This is a genomic window from Hymenobacter negativus, assembly GCF_016056375.1.
Lineage (GTDB): Bacteria > Bacteroidota > Bacteroidia > Cytophagales > Hymenobacteraceae > Hymenobacter > Hymenobacter negativus_A.
Map to the genome: position 1 here is coordinate 258,703 of NZ_JAEDAE010000006.1, position 19,492 is coordinate 278,194.

Genomic DNA, 19,492 nt, shown 5'->3' on the forward strand with positions numbered 1-19,492 from the left:
CTATTCAGCGTAGGCCTCTGGTGGCAGACTTTGAAAATCGTCTATTCGCCGCTTACGCAAGAACCGTCTATACTCTTTCGTGTAAAATTTACCATCATCCTTTGCTTCCGGGTAAATCAATGGTTCCGCAGGCACTTGCTCATCGGTTGGTGCAGGTACAGTGAGTGGTTTAATCGATGCCTCATCCAGTGTTTTTCCGTTTAGGTGCTCGCTGTAGGTACGCAGGATGATACCAGACATGTCGTCTGGGCGATGTACTCCCAACCCCTCGAAATACTGCTGTAGCCTGGACCCGCCCCATAGCTGCCAACTGTTACGCATCCAAAGCCCAAGATTGAAGTGAAATTCTGCTAGGCCATATTCAGGGTCAGGATGCCTAAGCTTTTGTTTCAGTGTATCCGAAAGCATCTCATCAAGGCGCCTGAAACTGTCTTTTAGGTTTTGGGGGATATACACCCCATTTATAGAATCTGCTAGGATGTTGCGTTGCTTTCTACGCTCATCTACCTGTGTAACAGAATCTGCTTTAGCATTTATTCTACTGGTTTCTTTAGCTAAATCGAACGGCTGATTATTAAGATGGCGTAGATATGACAGGTAAATCAGATGATTGCGCACCTGCCAATCTAAATACCCCCAAGTATGTTGCTTTGGATTCATATATCGGCTTAAGAAAGCCACGAACCTGCTACCCTCGCCATCCCACTCTCCAACAACGAATATCCCACTCACATTCGCTAGGTCGCTTTCATTTAGAGCCTTAAACTTAGCCCTTGCCTTTGCGGTAAGCGTTCTATCTAATTGCTCATTAGCCTCAGCTAAATTCTGAGGTATATAAAACCTGTGCTTATTAAAAGCCACAGATTGCCCCAACGCTCCAAAAGCCTGCAGGAAGACGCAAAGACTCAAGACTATTCTTAGCATGTAACTACTCATTACGGTTTAATAGCTTGCGAACGCCAGAGTTGCATTACTACGATTCTAACAACAAAAAACCGCCCGCTAGCGGGCGACTTCATAACCCGACCGAAACTTACGCCGCGGCCAGTCTCTCCTTGCCGCCCCCGCTTATGAATGCCTTTTGTGAACAGCTCGGCCTTGCCTATCCCATCATTCAGGCGCCGATGGCGGGCGTATCGACGGTGGCGCTGGCGGCGGCCGTATCGGAGGCCGGGGCGCTGGGGTCGTTTGCCACTGGTGCCATTCCCGCCGCCGAAACGGTGGCGCAGCAACTGGCCGAATTGCGGGCGGCCACCAGCCGGCCGGTCAACGTCAACGTGTTTTGCCACCAGCCCGCCCCGCCCAATCCGGCGCACGATGCCCAATGGCTGGCCTACCTGCAGCCTTTCTTTGCCGCGCTGCACAGCACCCCGCCGCCCAGCCTGGAAGAGCTTTACCCCAGCTTTTTGACCAACGACGCCTTACTGGCCGTACTGGTGCAGGACCGGCCCCGGGTGGTGAGCTTCCATTTCGGCCTGCCCACCACCGCCCAGTTGGCCGCGTTGCGCCAGGCTGGCTGCCTCCTGCTGGCCTGCGTGACCTCCCCCGCCGAAGCCCGTGCCGCCGAAATTGCCGGTGTGGATATGCTGCTGGCCCAGGGCATAGAAGCCGGCGGGCACCGCGGCACCTTCAACCAGGAAATTGAACCCGGCATTTCAGCCTTGGACCTGACTCGCTACCTAGTGCGGCACTCGCGTCTGCCCGTGGTGGCCGCGGGTGGCATTATGGACGGGGCCGATATCGCGGCGGCCTTGCAGGCCGGAGCCGTGGCCGCCCAGCTTGGCACGGCCTTCGTGGCCTGCCCCGAATCCAGTGCCTCGGCGGCGTATCGGGAGGCACTGCTGCACCAACCGCCCCTGCTCACGGCCCTCACCGCCGTTATTTCAGGCCGACCGGCGCGGGGCCTGGTCAACCGCTTCGTGCGGGACGTAGACCAGCCCGGCAGGCCGCCCGTGGCCGCCTACTCGCGAGCGTATGCCGCTGGCAAAGCCCTGGTAGCCGCTGCCCAGCAAGCCAACGAGCCGGGCTTTGCCGTGCAATGGGCGGGCACCGGTGCCGGCCGGGCGCGGGCCTTGCCAGCCGCCGAGTTGGTACGCACCCTGGCCACTGAGCTTCAGTTGGCCTTGACTAATCCCAACACTTCCGGCCAATTATCAGAGCCCGGACCGATTAATCATAAACCGCCCGCTCCCCAACCGGAAGCGGGCGGTTTCATTTCCCGTACCCAAAGCGACTAAAGCCGCGGCATTGCCTGGTTTTCAGACTGCGCTTTTCAGAACATTTCAGAATGGCACACACCATCCTAATAGTAGCCTTACTACCAAGCCCGGCAATTGCCAATATTAATTAATTGACTAATTGCTATAAGAAAAAATGAAAGCAGTATTCTTTAAAACTTTTGCAGTGATAGTAATTATCACATCAATCCAATGTGCTGAATTATGTAGTATGTTAGCCCGCCCATATAACTAAGTTTATTAACGCCGCCACCCAATGAGTCCATCTAATACCTCTATTCTCGAACGCAGCAACGTTACCATTTCCGGCGCTTCCGGCCCTGGCACCCGAGCCATCGTGTTTCTACATGGCCTCGGTGGCGACCAGCACGACTGGCGCCTCGTAGCCCCCGCTTTTGAGGACCAGTACCAGGTTATCCTGCTCGACCTGATTGGGGCCGGACGGTCCGACCTCAATGCCTACCAGCCCGCTACGACTCACAGCACCTTAGAGGGCCATGCCAATGACCTGCTAGGTGTGCTCAGCGCCCTGGCCCTGCACGATGTGGTGTTTGTGGGCCATTCGGTGGCTGCCATGATTGGCGTAATTGCCGCCGTGCGCCAACCCCAGCGCTTTTCCAAAATGGTGCTCATTGCGCCCTCGCCCCGCTTCATTAACGAGGCGGGCTACGCCGGCGGCTTCGAGCAGAAGGATATCAACGAGCTGCTGGCGGCCATGGAGGCCGACTACCACGGCTGGTCGCACGGCATCTCGCCGGTGATGATGGGCCAGCAAGACAACCCCGAGCTGGTGCTGGAACTCACCAACAGCTTTGTGCGCACCAACCCCGAAATTGCCAAGCATTTCGCCCGCGTCACCTTTTTCTCCGACACCCGCGCCGAGCTGGGTTTCCTCACCATTCCCACGCTCATCATCCAGTCGGCCCACGACGTCATTGCGCCGCTGGCCGTGGGCCACTACATCAACGAGCAGCTGGCCGACAGCCGCATGGTCGTTATCGAAACCAACGGCCACCTCCCCCACCTTAGCGCCCCACAGCAAACGCTCTCTGCCATGGACCACTTCCTGCACCACGAAACGGTGATATAGGGAAGCGGGAGCGGGTTGTTTTTCCCGTTTGTCATGCTGAACGCAGTGAAGCACCTTATCACGTTGGAACGAATTGTTCAGGCGTGATAAGGTGCTTCACTGCGTGTACGCCAGATGAGCATGACAACTTTCTCTTGTTTGCTCTTCTTATCACAGCCGAATGCTGAAGGCCAGCGGCTCCACCGTCCAGGTCCCTACCGCGCCCCGGTACACCGCCCGCACACCCGCCTCGATGGGCGTGCGCAGCCGCAGAACGTTGAAGAGCACCAGCAAATCGGCCCCCACATTGCGGTAGTTGAGTTGCGCGGCCGTGCCCCGGACATCATTGCCCTGCGCAAAATCGCCGAACACGGTGGCCCGCAGGCGCTGCACGTACAACAGGCGGCCCAGCTCCCAGTGCGTGTAGCCCAGCGGCAGGAAATAGTCCACGCTGCTCACCCCGAGGCGGTCGAAGCTGGTATAGCCCTCGCCGCGGGGGAATGATACGGCGGGCGCAAACTGGTACTGCATCTGGTCCTGCCACTGGTAACCGGCCCGCACCCGGATGGCGTGGTGCCGCCAAAGTCCCGGCAGAAACACGCTGCCTTGCGCTCCCAATTGCCGCGCCTCCAGCCCGGTGCCAAATGGCGTGGTACGCCACGTGCCCAGAAAGGTGTAGCCCAGCGTGGGCGCGATGCCCCGCGCCGGGGCCTTGCGCTGCTTCACATAGCTGAGGGTGGTTTGCAGGGCATTGAGGGGCGCATTGGGGCTGACTTCGGAGAGCTTGCGGGCGGGCAGGTCGTAGCCATACACCTGCTCGTGCAGGAAATAGGTACCCAGCGACAGGGCCTCCAGGAACTTGGAATGCGTGAGGTTGAGCGGCAGCCGCAGCCCGGCCGTGAGGCGGGCGTACTGCCACTGGTCGCGGTAGACAGCGCCCCGGTAGAGGATGGCCGCATCGCGCCCGCCATACGTCACGTCGGCATCCAGCACCGGAAAGCGGCCCTGGTAACTCAGTGCGCCGGTCACGTTGAAGGTGCGCTCTACCTGGTCGTAGCCCAGCCCGGCGAAGGCCTGCGTGGTATTCAGCAAGTCCTGCGAGCGCAGGCCCACGCTCACGGTGTTGCCGCTCGGGCTCTGCACCACGCCGTAGCTGAACAGGTTGAAGGCATGCGCCAGCGGCCGGTACCGCCGCACCCCGTAGCGCGGGGCCGCCGAATCGGGCCGCGCGGCCAGCAGGCGCGGCACCAGTTTGCCGGCCGGCTCCTGCGCCGTGAGGGCCGCCGCGTAGGGCCCCGGAATATCGGCGGTGGCGGTGGGCACGGGTACCCAGGCCGTGGTATCGAGCGGCATTTCGACCACCCGCGCCCCGGTGGCCCGGTAGTCGTGGAAGGCCAGCGTGCGCCCATCGGGCGACACGGCCGCCTGGTACGCGCCAAAAGGCCGGTTCGTGACGCGGTAGGTTTGGCCGGTGCGGGTACTCACAGCGTAAATGTTGTCGATGCCCGACTGGGCCGAGTTGTAGAGCACAAAATCGCGCCAGGGCTGCGGATTGGCCAAGTTGAGGTTGGCCACGGGCAGCAGGGCTTTTGACGTGCCGACACTTGGGTCGAGCACGGTAATGGTTTTGCCGGCGGGGCTCAGCGTCACGGCCACCAGGCGGCGGCCGTCGGGGTGCCAGCGGGGCTGAATATATAAGTCGTTGGCGGGGTTGGGCAGCGCCTGGATTTCGGCCCCGGTCTGCGCATCCAGCATAACGAGCGTGTGGTGATAGTCGGCCCCCTCTCGCACCGCCACCAGCCGCAACCCATCGGGCGAAAGCGCCGCTGCCGAGTAGCGCTGACCCTTACCGATGCGCGTGAGCCGGCCGGTTTTCACATCCAGCATCTTCAGTTCGGAGGCGATGCGCTGGCCCCAGCGAGCATTTTGCTGAAACTCGGGCCACACGGCCCGCCCGCCACTTGCCGACAGCATTTCGGGAATATTCAGCTGGCCCGGTGTGAATACGGTTTGTTCGGCTCCGTGCCGGCTCAGCAGCACAAAGCGCGGAATGATGGCGAGGCCGGTTTTCAGGGCCAGCACCGTGCTGTCGTTCACGTACTGCGGGTACTGGTATTGGGTGAAAATCTTCCCAACCCCAGTCTGCTTCAGCTCCCGCACCGCCGTGGTGGTGGGCTGCTCCCGCTGCTGCACCCACCACAGCGAGTCGACTTCGGCCATGCTGCGCTCGTATACCTGCTCTACCCGCAGGCCCGTGGTGCGCCGGATGCCGTTGGAAAAGGAGAATGGGTAAAACGGAAACCGGTAATACTTATCCAGCACTTTGGCCCACACATCGGGGCCGTAGTGGGTTTTCAGGTACGACGTCATGAAGTAGCCCAGCACGTACCAGTCGGGCACATTGTCCACCAGCGAGCCGTTCACGGCCTTTTGGTAGCTGTAGTTGAAGCCGCTGTGCAGGTTGGCGCGCAGGCCTACGTTAAAGTTGGGAATGCGTCCGCGTCCGCTGCGCGTCAGGGCCGTTTCGGTGCCCACGGCGTCGCCCTCAAAAAACCACTGCGGCACGCCCACCGCCGCAATGCCCAGCGCCCCATCGCCAAACAGCGGCCCCAGCACGCGCCCCACGCCCTGCCGGGCCTTCTCAAACTGCCCCACGTGCCGGAACTCGTGCACCACCAGCCCATCGAGCCAATCCACGGTGCCCAGCCCGAAGCCCTGCTGCGGCGTGGTAAAAAACTCGGCGTGCCGCGGCAAAAACGTCACGAAGCCGTTGCTGACGGTGGTCTGGTTCTGCATCACCACCGCAATGGGGCGCGGGTTCACGCCTAGCGTGGCCACATCGGGCCCGTGCAGCTGCTCCAGCCGGGCCGCCGTGCGCTGCGCCGCCGAGTCAATCCCGCCCGCGTAGAGCACCCGAAAATGCGGCGTGCGCACCTCGCGCCAGCGCAATTCGGGTGGGTTTTGGGGAAGCACGGGCAGGCTTTGGGCGCGGGCCGGCGCGGCGAAAAACAGGCTCAGCAGCCCCGGCAGCAACAAACGACGCATAGAATGATGGGGATTCGGGAAACGAGGCCTAAAGAACGTCATGCCAGGCCGTCGCCACCGCATCGGCCTTGGCCAACCCATCAAAATCAGTAGTTTAACTACCTTGCATCTCTCGGTCACCCAACCTGTTTGAACTTTTGGGCACGGGAATCGTTAGGCTAAAAAAAAATCAATGTATCGACATCAAATGTAGCAACATTGATTATCTTTGTAATCTCAATTCACCTTTTCAACCCCCAAACGCCATGTCTGATACCGCAACCGCCGCCACTGCCACCAAATGGACGCTCGACCCTACCCACTCGGAAATCCAGTTTAAAATCAAGCACCTGGTGATTTCTACCGTCACCGGCTCGTTCAAGTCGTTCCAGGGCTCGATGCAGAGCGCAAGCGACGACAACTTTGAAAATGCCCAGGTTGAGTTTTCGCTCAACGTTGACAGCATCGACACCAACCAGGAAATGCGCGACGGCCACCTCAAAGGCGAAGAATTCTTCGACGCGGCCAAGTACCCGACCATCAAGTTTGAGTCGACTTCGTTTGTGAAAGACGGCGACGGCTACAAAGTGACCGGCAACCTCACGATGAAAGACGTGACCAAGCCCGTGACCCTGGAAGCCGAATACGGCGGCTCGGCCGTCGATTTCTACGGCAACCACAAGGCTGGTTTTGAGGTAACCGGCAAAATCAACCGCAAAGAGTTCGGCCTCACCTGGGGCGGCATCACCGAAGCCGGGGCCATCGTGCTGGGCGACGACGTGAAGCTGATTGCCAACGTGCAGTTTGCCAAGCAGGCTTAATTGCCGCCTTTCGCAGCTTATTCAAGCGGCGGCTTCTTCGGAAGCCGCCGCTTTTTTTGTGGGTAATGCAACGCTGCGCGGCAGCCGGCGGTCAGGGCGGTAATTCCGGTTCTTTCACTTTTCCAGCCCTGCTTATGCTTCGCTCACTTTCCTCTCTCTGCCTGGCCGCGCTCACGGCCGGCTCGCTCCTCGGCTGCAAAAAAGACTGCGCCACGCCCCAACCCAGCTGCTACAGCGGCACGGTGGTAGCCACCACCTGCATGCTGGGCGTTTTGGTCGATGTCGACCCGGCTTATCGCATCGGCGCGCGGGCGGTGTCGATAGTAGGCAACCGCTTTTTGGGCGACAACGTGGTGGCTGTGGTCAATTCGACCAGCTTGGGCAACCTGGGCCAGGTGGGCCAACAACTGCACTTCACCTACACCAAAACCCCGGCCCCGACTACTCCGACCATGACGTGCCTGGCGGCCGATGGCACGACTACCCCGGTGCCGTTCGTGACGCTCAGCAACCTCTCCACGGTGTCCTGCGACTCGGTTCGCGCGAAATAAGCGCCGGTCCGGATTTCGATTTTTGACCACAAAAAAGGCGGCCCGTTGGGGCCGCCTTTTTTGTTTATTCCGCGCCTAGCATTAGGCCGACAGCAGTTCCTTGTCCGGCACGCTCTGGTCTTTGAGAGTGGCGGTGCCGCGCTCCTTGCGCATGATGCGCGAGTAAAGGCTGATTTCCTGGTCGAACAGAAATTTAAAGAAGAGCTTGGTGTAGCTGGTGTGGGCCAGCAGCGGCTCGTAGAACTCGGGGGCCACGGTTTTGAGCTTGGGCAGGTTGTTCCACGGAATGCTGGGCATGTCGTGGTGCTCGTTGTGGAAGCCCACGTTGAGGTTGATGCCGTTGAGGCGGCCGTAGTAGGAATAAGTCTCCTGCTCGGGGCTGAGGGTGAGGTAGTGCTCCTGAATCCAGCGGGCGCCCAGCGGGTGCAGGCCCACCGAAAACCAGAAGCTGAGAAACAAATACAGCAGCGCCGTCCAACCGAAGAAGTAAACGATGGCCACGTCGAAGGCAATCTGGGCCACAATGTTAGCCGCCACGTACTTATCAATAGTGGCCACCTCGCGGCAGCGCGCCGTGCGAATCACCTGAAACAGCGGGAAGAAAAACAGCCAGATTGCCTTGCCAATGCTGTAGTTATGAATCAGTTTGGCTTCGTACCAGTCGGGCAGGTCGGCATCCAGTTCGTGCACGCCCTGAAACACGTGGTGCTTGATGTGAAAATTCTTGAAGCTGATGGCTGTGGGGAACACCGACGGAAAATTGGCCAGAATGCCAGTGGCCACGTTCTGCCATATCTTCCGGAACACCAGGTTGTGGGCCGCTTCGTGAATGACCACAAACAGGGTGTGCGAGAAAAACGCCCCCACCAGGTAAGCGGCCGGAATGGTCCAGTACCAGGCCTTGTCCCGCAGGAAATACGCAATGGCCACCTGGGCCAGCACGCAGCCCAGCCCGATGAGGAAGGTGGTGGGGTTGCGCGTCATCAGCTGCTTCACCTCGGGGTGGGCCTTGATGATTTGGCGGGTGCGGATGCGGTGCGGCTCGGGGGCCGTGGCCACGGTGAAAGCGGTAGGTGCTGATGCCATAAGAAGCAGAAAACGGGCACCGTGAATAGCAACGCGCCCGGCCTTTCAGACAAAAATACGGCAAATAGGTTCAGCGCGGGTCGCGCGCCTAGGGCAGGCTGCGCAGCCAGTCTTCGGCATCCTCCAGGCGGTCAAACATTTTTATCTCGAACTGGTCGCTGATGCGCTGGTGCAGGTCCTTCATCGAGAGCTGCCCGAACACGCCGGGGGCCAGCACCTGGGCAAAGTAGCGCAGGCCGGCCTGCATGATGCGCGGCGTCCAGACCTGAGCTACCCACTCGTTGGCATCCACGAAGCGCCCCACCAGCTCGCGGTGGTCGTTGAGCAGCTTGGCGCAGGGCTCGGCGTTGAGCATGTCGATGTACGCCATGCCGCCGGTTTGGATGGTGGCCAGGGTTTGCACGCCCGACCACTCCGCGTGAATCCAATTATTGACCCGGTCGCGGGTAGCGGTGAGGTACACGTGGCCATCGGGCCGGCGAAAAGTGAAGGTTTCAACAGGTTCCACGGGAGAGGCAGCGAAGGAGGACGATGTAAATCCCAAACCTACTGCAAAATTCCAGCAGCTACACCTGCGCCAGCCAGGCTTTGGCGGTGTCGATGTCGTCGAAGGTGGCAACTACCGGCTGGCCGCCCGTGAACTGCAGGGTGAGGTCGGTGGAGAGGCGGCTGTAGAGATTGGGCGAATATATCCAGGCGAAGTATTGCAGGCCGGCGGCCGTCATGGCCGGAAACCAGTCTTTGCCGGCCCATTCGGCGGCTTCGCTCCACATGCTGGTTACGCGGGTGTTGTCGTTCAGCACTTTGTGGCAGCGCTGCAGCTGCAATAGCCGCAGCATTTCCTCGCCGCCGTGCTGCACACTGGCCAGGTCCTGGTTGCCGTGCCAGTCAACCAGAAGCCACTCATTCAGATGGTCGTAGGAAATGGTGATGTGGGGTGCTTCAAGTAAAATTTGAGAGGACATAACGACAGTTTGGACAGCAATAGCGCCTGCTACGTGAAGTACGTAGCAAAAGATACGCATCCTGAACACACTCAGACTTTTTACACAATCCGAACACGCTCATGCCCTATAAACCCGCCAGCCTTCGATATAAATACGGATACGCTAATTCCACGAGTTCATAAATACAAGGCGCTATGGCCCGCAAAGTCGCAACCCAGGCCTCTGTGGCACGGCTCCATTCGCCAGCCCGGCTCATGTGCCGCCAAACCTCGCCAACCCGGACCGCGCCCGGGGCCGTACGTGGTACTCAAGGATAGTGGCGCAGGCTGTAAGGCTGGTGCCATGGCGGCGTCTACCAGCGCAACAAGTCCTTTTTGGCATTTCTTTCTCCGTCTTCTTCTCATGAAAAACCAGTTGAAATCCCTGCTTGGCATTGGCCTGCTGGCCTTCACGTTTGCCTGCGGCTCGCAGCAGCCCGCCGATGCCCAGAACCCGCCGCGCTCCACGACCGGCTTTGCACCCACCAACCTGACGGGGCTGGCCGTGGCCACCTTTGCGGGCGGCTGCTTCTGGGCCCAGGAGGAGGCATTTGAGCAAATAAAGGGAGTGAAGCAGGTGGTAAGCGGCTACGCCGGCGGCACCAAGGCCAACCCCACCTACGAGGAAGTGGCCGATAAAACCACCGGCCACACCGAAACGGTGCAGATTTACTACGACCCCAAAGTCATCAGCTACCAGAAGTTGGCCGACATTTTCTTTACCGCCTCGCACGACCCCACGCAGCTCAACCGGCAGGGACCGGACGCCGGCCCCGAGTACCGCTCGGCCGCGTTCTACCGCACCCCCGAGGAAAAGAAAATTCTGGAAACGACCATTGCCCGCGTCAACGCTTCGAAGGAATACGACAGCAAGATTGTGACCCAGGTGGTGCCGTTTCAGAAGTTCTGGCCCGCCGAGGACTACCACCAGGGCTACTACCGCCTGCACCCCGAAAACCCCTACATCGCCCACGTATCGGCGCACAAGGTAGAGCACGTGCAAAAGCTATTTCCGAAAGACCTGAAAAACCCGCTGTAAAAATCCGTTACAGCGGCCAGCTGTTCAGTTGGCGCGCTGCCCCAAAAGCCCTGGTCCGCAACGACCGGGGCTTTTTGGTAGCTGCGGCTCACCGGCTGCCAGCAGCCTATCTTTGAGAGCAGAAACGGCCCGTTAGGGGTTGGTTTCGGTTGCCTGCCCCGTCCGTTTATGTCTGTTGCTACCCCGACCGCGCTGGATTTTGAGCTGCTGTTTTCGCTGCTGCCCGCGCCCCACGGCGTGCTGGCGCCCAATGGCACGGTGCTGCACCTGAACGCGGCCATGGCCGCCCTGCTGCCGGCTGGCACCGCGCCCGGTGCGCTGATTGGCCAGCCGCTGGCAGCCCTGCATACCGCCATTGAAACGGGCGGAAGCCTGCTGGCGGCCCCTGCCACCTGGGGTCCGGCCCTGGCCGCCGCGCTGGCTGGCAGCCCGCAGGTATTGATGCCTGAGCTGGCGAATGCCGCCCCACCGCACGGCTACTGGGAGGCCACGCTCCAGCCCATTGCGCAGCAGCAGGCCCAGCACGTACTGCTGCGCCTGCTGGATGTGACGCCGCAGCTGCAAAGCCAACAAGCGGCAGCGCAGGAGCAGGAACGGTTTCGTTTTCTGGCCGAAAGCCTGCCTCAGCTCATCTGGGCCACCAATGCGCAAGGCGAGGCCGACTACACCAATCAGCGCTTCATTGCTTACACCGGCCACGACGTGCTGCAAATGGCCCCGGCCGAAAAAGCGGCGCTGTGGCAACAGATAATCCATCCCGATGACCTGGCCGGAATGTATGCCCAATGGGGCGCGGCCCTGCAAAGCACCCAGCCCTTCGAGCTGGAATTCCGGATGCGCGGCGTGGACGGTGAATACCGCTGGTTTCTCTCGCAGGTGGTAGCGCAGCGCGATGCCGATGGACAGGTGCAGCGCTGGTTTGGGCTGTGCACCGACGTGGACGCCCGGCAGCGTGCGCAATTGCAGGTAGGTGCCCAGCAGCGCCATATGCAGCGCATTCTCGACCAGCTGCCGCTCACCATTACTTCCATGGAAGCGCCCGATTTCCGGTTTACCTTTCTCTCGGCCCGTGCTCGTGAAATGATGGGTTCCCGGGTTAAAATCGGCGCATCGGTGGCGGAGAGCTTGCCCGAAATTGCCGACCAGGGCTACCTGAAGCTTTTGCAGCAGGTGGTGGCCACGGGCCAGCCCGTGCTGGGCCACGAAGAGTATTCGCTGCTGACCGACCCTGCCTCCGGCGAGCCCCGGGAGCACTACAACAACTTTGGCTACCTGCCGCTGGCCGGCGAACCCGGCGCCGCCCCCGGCGTGCTGGCCTACAGCCTCGACGTGACCGAGCAGGTGCAGGCCCGCCAGCGCAACGAAGCCCTGCAAGCCGAAGCCCGCGCCGCCGACCAGCGCCTGCGCCGCGTGACGGAAAGCCTGCCTTCCATCACCTTCATCAGCGACCAGGCCGGGGAGGTGCTCTACCTCAGCCCGCAGTGGTACGCCTACACCGGCACCCGGCCCACCGACGACTTGGCCGAGGTATGGGCCGCCTGCCTGCACCCCGACGATACCGCCCGCGTGGCCACGGCCTACAGCGCCGCGCTGGCCGCCGGTACGCCGTGGCGCTACGAGCTGCGCCTGCGCCGCCACGACGGCGAATACCGCTGGTTTATGAGCCAGGGCGTGCCCGAACCGTTGGCCGATGCCGTGGGCCGCTCCCGCCAGTGGTTTGGCTCCGACCTCGACATTCACGAACTGCACGAGGCCCGGCAGCGCCTTGAAATCAAGGACCAGCAGCTGAGCCAGATTCTGGCCCAGGCCCCGGCGTTCATTGCTACGTTTGAAGGCCCCGACCACCGCTATTCGTTCTTTAATGCCAGCTACAATCAGCTGATGAACCCGCGCCCCCGCCTGGGCCAGCCGGTGGCCGAGGTGCAGCCCGAAGTAGCGAAGCAGGGCTTCCTGCAGCTGCTTGACCGCGTGTACCAGACCGGCGAGCCATTTATGGGGCACGAAATGCTCATCCGGTTGCCCGGCCACCAGCCCGACGCCCCCAGTACCGAGCAGTATTTCGACCTGAGCCTGGTGCCCCTGCGCGACGACCAGAACCAGGTGTACGGCGTGCTGAATTTTGCCCTGGAAGTGACCGAGCGCGTGCACGCACGCCAGCACGCTGAGGCCTTGGCGGCCGAAATGAACCGCCGCAATGAGCAGGTGAATGCCATTACGGCTTCGGTACCGGTGTTCATCTTCAACTTCGCCCCCAGCGGCTCCATCACCTACACCAACCCGTACTTCTACGAGTACACCGGCCTGAGCCCGGCCGACGCCCCCGATTCGGCCTGGGAAGCCCTCCCACCCGACGACCGTGCCGCCGTGAGCGCCGTGGGTCAGGCCGCCATGGCCGCCGGCCAGGCCTGGGAGGCCACCTTCCGCTGCCGCCGCCGCGATGGCGAGCTGCGCTGGTTCCAGACCAAAGCCCAGCCCTACACCGATGCCGCCGGGCAGCTGGCCGGCTTCAGCGCGGCCACCGTGGAAATTCACGACCTGCACGAGCGCACCGAGGAGCTTACCCGCAGCCGCACCGACTTTGCCGCGCTGGCCGATAAAATGTCGCAACTGGCTTGGATGGCCGATGCCACGGGCCATGTTTTCTGGTACAACCAGCGCTGGTATGACTTTACGGGCACTACGCTGGAAACCATGCAGGACGCGGGCTGGCAGGCCGTGCACGACCCTGAGCTGGTGGAAGGCGTGACTGCCCGCTACCTGGCGGCCATCCGGGCCGGGCAGCCCTGGGAAGACACCTTCCCGCTGCGCCGCCACGACGGCGAGTACCACTGGTTTCTGAGCCGCGCCCGGCCCATTCGCGACGCGGCCACCGGCGCAGTGGTGCGCTGGTTCGGCACCAACACCGACGTGACCGAGCTACGCCGCCTGCAAACCCAACTGGCCGCGAGCGAAGAAGAACAACGCATTCAGGCCGAAAGTATTCCGCAGCAGGTGTGGACGGCCCAGCCCGATGGCACCGTGGACTTCTACAACCACCGCACGGCCGCCTACCTGGGCGAAGCCATGGAGAAAAACGGCGCGGCGCACTGGCTCAGCTTTGTGCACCCCGACGACCGCGTCCACATGCAGGAGCGGTGGCAGGCAGCCATTGCCAGCCAGCGCTACTACGAGGCCGAATTCCGCCTGCGCCGCTACGACGGGCAGTACCGCTGGTTTCTGGGCCAGGCCCAGGCCCGACGCGCGCCTGGCGGCGGCATCCTGAAATGGTACGGCACCAACACCGATGTGCACCAGCAGCGCCTGTTGCAGGAGCAGGTGCTGGCCAGCCAAAACCGTTTCAAGCAACTGCTCGAAGCCCTGCCCCAAATGGCCTGGACCTCGCGCCCCGACGGCAGCGTGAACTACTACAACCAGCGCTGGTACGACTTCACGGGCAGCACCTTCGAAACCATGCGCGACTGGGGCTGGGAGCGGTTTATTCATCCCGATGACCTGGCGGCCACCATGGCCCGCTGGAAGCACAGCGTAGCCACGGGCACCGACTTTGAGGCCGAGCACCGCTGGCGCGACCAGACGGGCCACTACCGCTGGTTTCTGGCCCGTGCCGAAGCCATCCGCGACAAGGACGGTGCCGTGGCCCTGTGGGTGGGCGCCAACACCGACGTGCACGACTTCAAGCAGGTACAGCAGCAGCTCGAACACCAGAACGCCCGCCTGACGCGCACCAACGAGGACCTCGACAACTTCGTGTACACGGCCTCGCACGACCTCAAGCAGCCCATCAACAACATGGCGGGCATCTTCGAGGAGCTGACCCGCACGGCCTACTTCCGCGACCCCGACGCCATCAAGCTCATCGGCTACTTCGAGCGCGCCCTGGCCCGGATTTATGCCACCATCGACGACCTCAGCGCCATTGTGCAGGTGCAGCGCCAGCAGCAGGAGATGCCCGTCGAAGCCGTGGACCTGGCCCAGCTGACGGGCGAGATAATGGCCAGCCTGCACGACCAGATTGAGCAGACCGCAGCCACTTTCGAACTGGACTTCGCCACTTTCCCGGTGGTTGATTTCGTGCGGCCCAACCTGCAAAGCGTCCTGTTTAACCTCATCAGCAATTCGCTGAAGTATGCCGCCCCCGGCCGGCCGCCACGCATCCGCCTCAGCAGCACCCCCGATGCGCTCACCGGCCGCCCCACTCTCACGGTGCAGGACAACGGCCTGGGCATCGACCTCGACCGCTTCGGCCCGCAGCTCTTCCAGTTGTTTCGCCGCTTCCACGCCCACGTCGACGGCACTGGCATGGGCCTCTACCTCGTCAACCGCATTGTGCAGAACCACGGCGGCCGGCTCGAAGTGAGCAGCGTGGTGGATGAGGGCACTACGTTTCACATTTATTTGTGAGGATTAATTTCTTTGTCATCCTGAGCGCAGCGAAGGACCTTATCACGGCTGAATAATTTGCAGTAATTCAATCAGCTTTAACGTGACAAGGTCCTCCGCTGCGCTCAGGATGACAAACGATTTTTGACTTTACCTACCAGCAATCCACCACTCCTTCCTCCCCTACCGTGCTCCAGTCCAAGCTCCCCGACGTTGGCGTCAGCATTTTCACCCAAATGACCCTGCTGGCCCAGGAAACCGGGGCCATCAACCTTGCCCAGGGCTTCCCCGACTATGACCCGCCGCGGGAGCTTCTGGAGGCGCTGGCCCGCCACGCCCTCACCCCCGGCCACCACCAGTACGCGCCCATGCCCGGCCTGCCCCGGCTGCGCGAGGCCATTGCCGCCCAGGTGGCCCGCCTCCACGCCGACGCGCCCGCCCCCGACCCGGCCACCGAAATCACCATCACGGCCGGCGCCACCGAGGCCCTGTATGCCGTGCTTTCCGCCGTGGTGCGCCCCGGCGATGAAGTGCTGGTGTTTGAGCCGGCCTACGATTTGTACGGGCCAGCCATCCGACTGCAGGGCGGCGTGCCGCGCTACGTGCGCCTGCCCGCCCCGCACTTCCGGCCCGACTGGGACGCCGTGCGCCGCGTGGTGTCGCCCCGCACCCGCCTTGTATTGGTGAATACACCCCACAACCCCAGCGGCGCGGTGTTCACCGCCGACGACTGGCACGAGCTGGCCCGCCTGCTGGATGGCACCGATGCGCTGGTGCTCAGCGACGAAGTGTACGAGCACCTCGTGTTCGACGGCACGCCGCGCATGAGCGCCCGCCAGCACCCGGCCTTGCGCGAGCGCAGCTTCGTGCTCTCGTCCTTCGGCAAAAGCTACCACGCCACCGGCTGGAAAGTAGGCTACTGCATTGCCCCACCCGCCCTCACTACGGAGGTGCGCCGCGTGCACCAGTTCCTCACCTTCGCCGTGAGCACGCCCACCCAGCACGCCCTCGCCGACGCCCTCCAGGGCGATGCCTCCGATGCCCACGCCCGCGGCTTGGCCGGCTTTTACCAGCAAAAGCGCGACGAGTTCCGCGCCCTGCTCGCCGGGGCCGGCTGGGACCTGCTGCCCGTGCCCGGCGGCTACTTTCAACTGGCCCGCTACGAGGCCCTGTCGCCCGCCAGCGACCTGGCCTTCGCCCAGTTTCTGGCCCGCGACAAGGGCGTGGCGGTGGTACCCGTCTCGGCCTTCTACCACGATGGGTTCGATGACGGCCTTATCCGGTTCTGCTTCGCTAAGGAATCGGCCACGCTGCAAGCGGCCGCGGCGCGGCTCCGCCAGTAGCCGGCCAGGGCTTCATTGCCGCGCTGCTGCGCTCGCAAAATTTTTACTGCCCGCTTTTTTCAGGAAAGGCGGGCAGTTTTATTTTTTTGGATTCCCGCCCACGAAAGCAGAAACGGCGAAAGCCCCTAAACTCCTTACCGGTAATGCTCTGGCACTAGCAAAAACCAGCGGGCTGCGTTGCAAAGCTCTGATAAACAAAAAAGCCTCATTTGTGCCGCTCTACCCCCTTCCGCGGCAACGGGATTGTAAGAAATAAGCAGAACTATTTGCTTACTCTCCTTACTTCACAAAGGGCCACAGCAAACTTTCATCAAATATAGATTCTTAGAAAAACCTATTTTTTATCCTTTCGCAATACTGCTGAGCTCATCATGTTGGCCCAAAGTATGCACTTACATCATGGCATGCACCTAAACACCTGATATCATATTCCAGAGAGTTTATTCGTCTACTGCCGCTTTCCGTTCGGCGATTATTTCCTGCCACTCGTCCCATTAATAGCTCGACGGCATTCACTATTTATTCCAAATTCCTATCTTTCGAATTATTCGAAGCTGGACCATAATCTGTTTCGGCTTTTTTCTATTCTCCTAACACTTCCCACCCGTGTCATTTGAACTAGAAATGGCGACCCGCCTCGCGGCTGGCGCCCCCGGCATTTCGCCAGCCCCATCCCGCGTTTCCTACGACCATGTGGTGCTGCCCGGCGACTTCCCCGACCCCACCGTCACTAAAATCGGCGATACGTACTGGGCTAGCGCCACCTCGGCCGAGTGGGGCGCGGTGTTCCCGCTTTTCACTTCTAAAAATTTACTTGATTGGGAGTTGGTGGGCCACGTTTTCCCCGAAAAGCTGCCCGACTGGGCCGGCTCCAATTTCTGGGCACCCGAACTCTATTACGAAAACGGCCGCACCTACATGTACTACACCGCCCGCAAAAAGGGCGGCATGCTGTGCGTGGCCGTGGCCAGCGCCGACCATCCTGCCGGCCCCTACACCGACCACGGCATCTTGGTGGGCCAGGAGGCCGGCTCCATCGACGGCTTCGCCATGCCCGACGAGCACGGCGACCTCTACCTCATCTGGAAGGAAGACGGCAACTCCTGCCACCAGGACACGCCCATCTGGGCGCAGCGCCTGAACGATGAGCGCACCGCCCTCATCGGCGAAGCCACCGAGCTGTTTGGCAACGACGCGAAGTGGGAAGGCCCGCTGGTGGAAGGCTCGGCCCTGGTGCGGCACAACGGCTGGTTTTATATGTTCTATGCCGGCAACAGTTGCTGCGGCAAGGGCTGCAACTACGCCACCGGCGTGGCCCGCTCTCGCAACCTACTGGGTCCTTGGGAAAAGCATGAGCAAAACCCCATCCTCGACCGCAACACCACCTGGAAGTGCCCCGGCCACGGCACCGTGGCCGAGCTGGACGGCCGCTGGTTCCTGCTGCACCATGCCTACGCGGCCGAGAGCCACGAGTTTGTAGGCCGCCAGGGCCTCCTCAGCGAGTTTACCTGGAATGAGCAGGAGTGGCCCGAGTTTGTGCACCGCAGCCCCCAGGCGCCGGCCCTCACCGACATGGGCCGCTTCAACGTGGCCGATGAGTTCGGAGGCGACTGCCTGGGCCTAGAGTGGCAGTGGCCCATTGGCCAGCAGCCCGCTACTGCCGTGCGCCACGGCCAGTTGCATCTCGCCGCGCACGACTCGCGCCTCGGGGCTCTGGTAGCGCGCCGCACCCATGCCGCCACCTACAAGGCGGCTACCACCATCGACTTCGCCAACCTGCCCGTCGACACTTTCGCCGGCCTGGCCGCCGTGGGCGACCCTTACAATGCCCTGGCCCTGATGGCAGGCAACGGCCAGCTCCAAATCTGGCACCTGAAAAGCGGCAAGCAGCAGTGCTTGGTTAATATTTTCATTGATGCCTGCCCCACTCTCACGCTGCGCCTCGAAGTGTGGGGCGGCCAGCGCTACCGCTTCGCCTACAGCACCGACGGGGCCACCTGGCAGCCCCTCCCCACCGAAAACTTCACCCTGAACGGCACCTACCTCCCGCCCTGGGACCGGGGCGTGCGCGTGGCGCTGGTGGCCCAGGGCACGGCCGGCAGCACGGCCACGTTCAACAACTTCATTATCCGCAACAAGCGGTAGGAATTTAAACCGTTCGAGCCCGAAACAACAACGCCCGACACTGCTGTGCCGGGCGTTGTTGTTTTCACTGCGTCGAAGCGGCCGTATTAGCGGCGGTGCTTGGTCTTGCTCTTCGTTTTGGAAGGCGTGGATTTCTTGGTGCTTTTGTGGGCCGTGCTTTTTTTAGCGCTGCTTTTCTTGGCTTTCGAAGAAGAGCTGTGCGAGGTTTTGCTCTTGGCTTTGCTGCTCTTGCTTTTCGAGGTGCTTTTGCTGCTGTGTGCGGACGACTTGCTCTTGCTTTTCGACTTACTCGACTTGCTTTTGCTGCTGCTGTGCGACGTGGCTTTGTGGGCCTTCGATTTGCTGCTGCGGCTGCTGTGGCGGGCGGCGCGGCGGGCTTCGGCGCGGGCCTCGGCGCGCGCTTCCGCTCTGGCTTCGGCCCGGGCTTCTTCGCGGCGGGCGGCGGCCCGGCGGGCGGCGGCGCGGGCTTCGGCGTGGCTGGCTTCGTAGCTGCGGGCGGTGCGGGCCGCGGTGTTCACGGCTTCGTCGGTGGCCTCGGCGTAGTGGGCGGTGGCGTCGGTTTCGGGGGCGGCGGTGTTGTCTTCGGTGCTGGCTTTTGGGGCTTCGGCTACAATTTTCTTGCGGCGCACCGGCATCAGAAAATCGCGCTCGGCGCGCTCGCGGAGGCTAAGGTTTTCCTCTCCCGGCAGCTTCGTGACGGGGGTCTGTTTCTCGGTTTGGGCTTGGGCACTGCCCCAGGTGAGCAGCAGCGCAAGGAAGACAAATAGGTGCTTCATAGACGGATAACGGAATAACAACGGAAGACAAAGCTA

14 protein-coding genes are annotated in these 19,492 nt (G+C 61.7%); 8 read left to right on the forward strand and 6 right to left on the reverse strand.

Going from position 1 to position 19,492, the window contains the following annotated elements; translation table 11 throughout:
• Complete coding sequence (locus I7X13_RS14625; protein WP_198076057.1) at positions 1 to 936, reverse strand: DUF6794 domain-containing protein; 936 nt, start codon at positions 934 to 936, stop codon at positions 1 to 3.
• A 134-nt stretch (positions 937 to 1,070) separates the two neighbouring features.
• On the opposite strand from I7X13_RS14625, the gene I7X13_RS14630 reads away from it, so the two are divergent.
• Both I7X13_RS14630 and I7X13_RS14635 read left to right on the forward strand, forming a co-directional pair.
• Complete coding sequence (locus tag I7X13_RS14630) at positions 1,071 to 2,237, forward strand: NAD(P)H-dependent flavin oxidoreductase (RefSeq protein ID WP_198076058.1); 1,167 nt, start codon at positions 1,071 to 1,073, stop codon at positions 2,235 to 2,237.
• A gap of 256 nt (positions 2,238 to 2,493) precedes the next feature.
• Entirely contained in the window at positions 2,494 to 3,327 is an 834-nt protein-coding gene (locus tag I7X13_RS14635) for an alpha/beta fold hydrolase (protein ID WP_198076059.1), read from the forward strand.
• Positions 3,328 to 3,477: 150 nt separating this feature from the next.
• Here I7X13_RS14635 and I7X13_RS14640 read toward each other — a convergent pair whose 3' ends face one another.
• Positions 3,478 to 6,351, reverse strand: coding sequence for a TolB family protein (locus tag I7X13_RS14640; protein ID WP_233454796.1), 2,874 nt, complete (start codon positions 6,349 to 6,351; stop codon positions 3,478 to 3,480).
• Positions 6,352 to 6,596: 245 nt separating this feature from the next.
• Here I7X13_RS14640 and I7X13_RS14645 point away from each other — a divergent pair, with 245 nt between their 5' ends.
• Together I7X13_RS14645 and I7X13_RS14650 are read left to right on the forward strand one after the other, a co-directional pair.
• Entirely contained in the window at positions 6,597 to 7,151 is a 555-nt protein-coding gene (locus tag I7X13_RS14645; RefSeq protein WP_198069217.1) for a YceI family protein, read from the forward strand.
• A 134-nt stretch (positions 7,152 to 7,285) separates the two neighbouring features.
• Positions 7,286 to 7,702: a hypothetical protein gene (locus tag I7X13_RS14650; RefSeq protein ID WP_198076061.1), complete on the forward strand. Its 417-nt coding sequence runs from the start codon at positions 7,286 to 7,288 to the stop codon at positions 7,700 to 7,702.
• Between the two features lie 81 nt (positions 7,703 to 7,783).
• Here the strand turns inward: I7X13_RS14650 and I7X13_RS14655 are convergent, their stop codons facing one another.
• The 3 genes from I7X13_RS14655 to I7X13_RS14665 form a co-directional block, all read right to left on the reverse strand.
• Positions 7,784 to 8,788 (reverse strand): fatty acid desaturase, encoded by a 1,005-nt coding sequence (locus tag I7X13_RS14655; protein ID WP_198069219.1) that lies wholly within the window; start codon positions 8,786 to 8,788, stop codon positions 7,784 to 7,786.
• 88 nt (positions 8,789 to 8,876) lie between these two features.
• Positions 8,877 to 9,296, reverse strand: coding sequence for a hypothetical protein (locus I7X13_RS14660; protein ID WP_198076062.1), 420 nt, complete (start codon positions 9,294 to 9,296; stop codon positions 8,877 to 8,879).
• A 58-nt stretch (positions 9,297 to 9,354) separates the two neighbouring features.
• The gene (locus I7X13_RS14665; protein WP_198069221.1) at positions 9,355 to 9,753 is read right to left on the reverse strand and encodes a hypothetical protein; all 399 of its coding nucleotides are present in this window, start codon (positions 9,751 to 9,753) and stop codon (positions 9,355 to 9,357) included.
• A gap of 384 nt (positions 9,754 to 10,137) precedes the next feature.
• Here I7X13_RS14665 and msrA point away from each other — a divergent pair, with 384 nt between their 5' ends.
• From msrA to I7X13_RS14685, 4 genes are all read left to right on the forward strand, one after another.
• The gene (gene msrA / locus I7X13_RS14670; RefSeq protein ID WP_198076063.1) at positions 10,138 to 10,812 is read left to right on the forward strand and encodes a peptide-methionine (S)-S-oxide reductase MsrA; all 675 of its coding nucleotides are present in this window, start codon (positions 10,138 to 10,140) and stop codon (positions 10,810 to 10,812) included.
• A 168-nt stretch (positions 10,813 to 10,980) separates the two neighbouring features.
• Complete coding sequence (locus tag I7X13_RS14675; protein ID WP_198076064.1) at positions 10,981 to 15,213, forward strand: PAS domain-containing sensor histidine kinase; 4,233 nt, start codon at positions 10,981 to 10,983, stop codon at positions 15,211 to 15,213.
• 167 nt (positions 15,214 to 15,380) lie between these two features.
• Positions 15,381 to 16,535 carry a methionine aminotransferase gene (locus I7X13_RS14680; protein ID WP_317191579.1) on the forward strand — a complete coding sequence of 385 codons (1,155 nt, stop codon included), beginning with the start codon at positions 15,381 to 15,383 and terminating at the stop codon, positions 16,533 to 16,535.
• 606 nt (positions 16,536 to 17,141) lie between these two features.
• Complete coding sequence (locus I7X13_RS14685) at positions 17,142 to 18,680, forward strand: family 43 glycosylhydrolase (RefSeq protein ID WP_317191580.1); 1,539 nt, start codon at positions 17,142 to 17,144, stop codon at positions 18,678 to 18,680.
• 86 nt (positions 18,681 to 18,766) lie between these two features.
• On the opposite strand, the gene I7X13_RS14690 is transcribed toward I7X13_RS14685, so the two are convergent.
• The gene (locus tag I7X13_RS14690; RefSeq protein WP_198076065.1) at positions 18,767 to 19,456 is read right to left on the reverse strand and encodes a hypothetical protein; all 690 of its coding nucleotides are present in this window, start codon (positions 19,454 to 19,456) and stop codon (positions 18,767 to 18,769) included.
• Positions 19,457 to 19,492 lie beyond the last annotated feature (36 nt).